At 35.5% G+C, this 1953-nt stretch carries 2 protein-coding genes; both read right to left on the bottom strand.

Annotated features, from left to right (window positions below; translation table 11 throughout):
- Positions 1–283 precede the first annotated feature (283 nt).
- Complete coding sequence (locus ACSX1H_RS19205) at positions 284–979, bottom strand: hypothetical protein (RefSeq protein WP_439185872.1); 696 nt, start codon at positions 977–979, stop codon at positions 284–286.
- A gap of 230 nt (positions 980–1209) precedes the next feature.
- Complete coding sequence (locus ACSX1H_RS19200; RefSeq protein WP_439185871.1) at positions 1210–1725, bottom strand: hypothetical protein; 516 nt, start codon at positions 1723–1725, stop codon at positions 1210–1212.
- Positions 1726–1953 lie beyond the last annotated feature (228 nt).

Genomic DNA, 1953 nt, shown 5'->3' with positions numbered 1-1953 from the left:
CTGGCCCGTGGGTGAGCAGCAAATTCCTCAAAAGCCGCACGAATCCCAAAAATACTTCGAATCGGGCTTAAAAATATTGGGTTGTGCCTAACGGTAAATTGTATGGTGCGTAGGGCATTAGAAAGCACTTTCCTATCAAACCGCTAAGTAGCCGAAGCGCAGGTTTGACACCTGCTATTTGACCAACCGTCGAAGCTGCGCTTCGGCGGGGTTGAAGAAAGCGTAGAAGCCTCAAATACAACATATCTGCCCTATGCACTATACAAAATGTTGTGTGCTGGTTTTATTTATTTCTCCAATTTTCAATTTCTTCCTTAGTCATACAATCAAAGTCAGGCCAAGCAATACTGGTAAAAACTTCAACATTAAAGAATGGTTTCTTGTCCGAAAATGTAAGAGACTCTCCGCCGTGTCCATCCTTAAAATCAATTACTTCGTAGTAAATTTTGTCAGCATATTCATTATTCCTTTTGTCAAGTACTAAACAATTTCCTTCGATGCACAATTCACTTATTATCCAATATTTCAAATCTTTAATCTCATATTTTCCTATCGTATCAATTTCGCTTGAATAACCATAAGGTTCGATGAAGTTCTTTTTGTATATTCTCGGATTGTGATATTTTAGTTTTTTATATTGTTCGGGAGTAGTTTCTTTTTCTATGTAGTAATAATTGCTTTCCGAATTAGTTAATTTGGTAATAATCTCAGAGAGAACAAGTTTCTTTGGTTCACATATTGAATCGTTTCTTCTATTCTGAGCATAACTGATTAATTTGTCGATTGAAATGTAAATCAAACTATTTCGGTTCTCAAATTCAATATACTTCTTATCAGTATTCAGATTCGTATCTAGTTCAATCAATTTTGTGGTTCTATATTCTGATAATGAATCAGAAAATTCTCGATATGACATTTCAGAAGTAGTCTTACAACTACTCAAAATTATAATCGTGATTATTATAGATAAATTTTTCATTGGCAGTGTTTTTTAACTTGCACACAACGGCCTGCCGCATGGTGCGTAAGGGAATTTTAGCCTTACAAACCTTTCAAAATGCGGGGAGCCGAAGCGTTGGGTTGGGTTTTATGTTTTCATTTTGTTTTAAAGTCAAATCAACGATTTGGCGTTGTTCGCCGAAGACACAAACCTTCCAAAATGCTCTGAATCCCTTATGCACTATTGCGGTTTGTTGGTAACAGTACTTTCTATTCTACGTTCCAGGTTGCTGTTGGGTCACCATCAAATGCATCATCTATAACATCATCACTATAACCGTTGTAACCACCATACTTTTCATAACTTGTACCATAGTCGTTATCATTATTGGGTTCTATAGTTTCTGTGTTAGTTCTTTCTTTTTTATTATTATAATATTCCTGAACTTCCTGCTTTACAATTCGTTCATATTCATTTGGGTCATTAGTATAATCTTGATACTGCATCTTGAGTTTTTTCAAAAACTTATTCTTGTCATAATCAACCAAACTCTTTGTCGATAAGCTCCCTGTTGGTCCATAATAAGAAATTGGCATGTCGTCAAAAAAGCCATGTTTATCAAGTTCAGAAACTGTGTCTGGGTGTAAGACGAATCGTTTCATTTCCATAAAAATTAAATAACCTACATATCTAGCTTCTCCAGATTTCAAAACTTGTTCAAGAGTCTTTCCTCTATATTTTCCAAAATTAAAGACTGTTTTTAAGTCGTAAACTTGAGTCATCATATCCGAAATAATTTAGTCTGTTTTTAAGAAGTTATGTAAGGCGTATTGTTACCAACGGTTAGCCGTATGAAGCGGCCCGATGCCTGTATATTTGTTCCTAAATTACACTCAATTGCTGTAGCAAACTACAATCTTAGAATTACGCAACCCAAGGCTGCTTTATTACGGTTTGTTAGGCACGCCCCTTTTATTACCGGTTAACTAAGTCGTTTTTAAGCCGCAGAAAAG

Origin of the sequence: Carboxylicivirga taeanensis (assembly GCF_051851475.1) — a bacterium.
GTDB classification, from domain to species: Bacteria; Bacteroidota; Bacteroidia; order Bacteroidales; family Marinilabiliaceae; genus Carboxylicivirga; species Carboxylicivirga taeanensis.
The sequence above is the reverse complement of the archived record's forward strand: the minus strand, read 5'-3'. Positions and strand labels throughout refer to the sequence as shown.

Excerpts from the sequence above, each read along its gene's own strand:
- ACSX1H_RS19205 (WP_439185872.1), bottom strand. The coding sequence starts at position 979 with ATGAAAAATTTATCTATAATAATCACGATTATAATTTTGAGTAGTTGT.
- ACSX1H_RS19200 (WP_439185871.1), bottom strand. The coding sequence starts at position 1,725 with ATGATGACTCAAGTTTACGACTTAAAAACAGTCTTTAATTTTGGAAAA.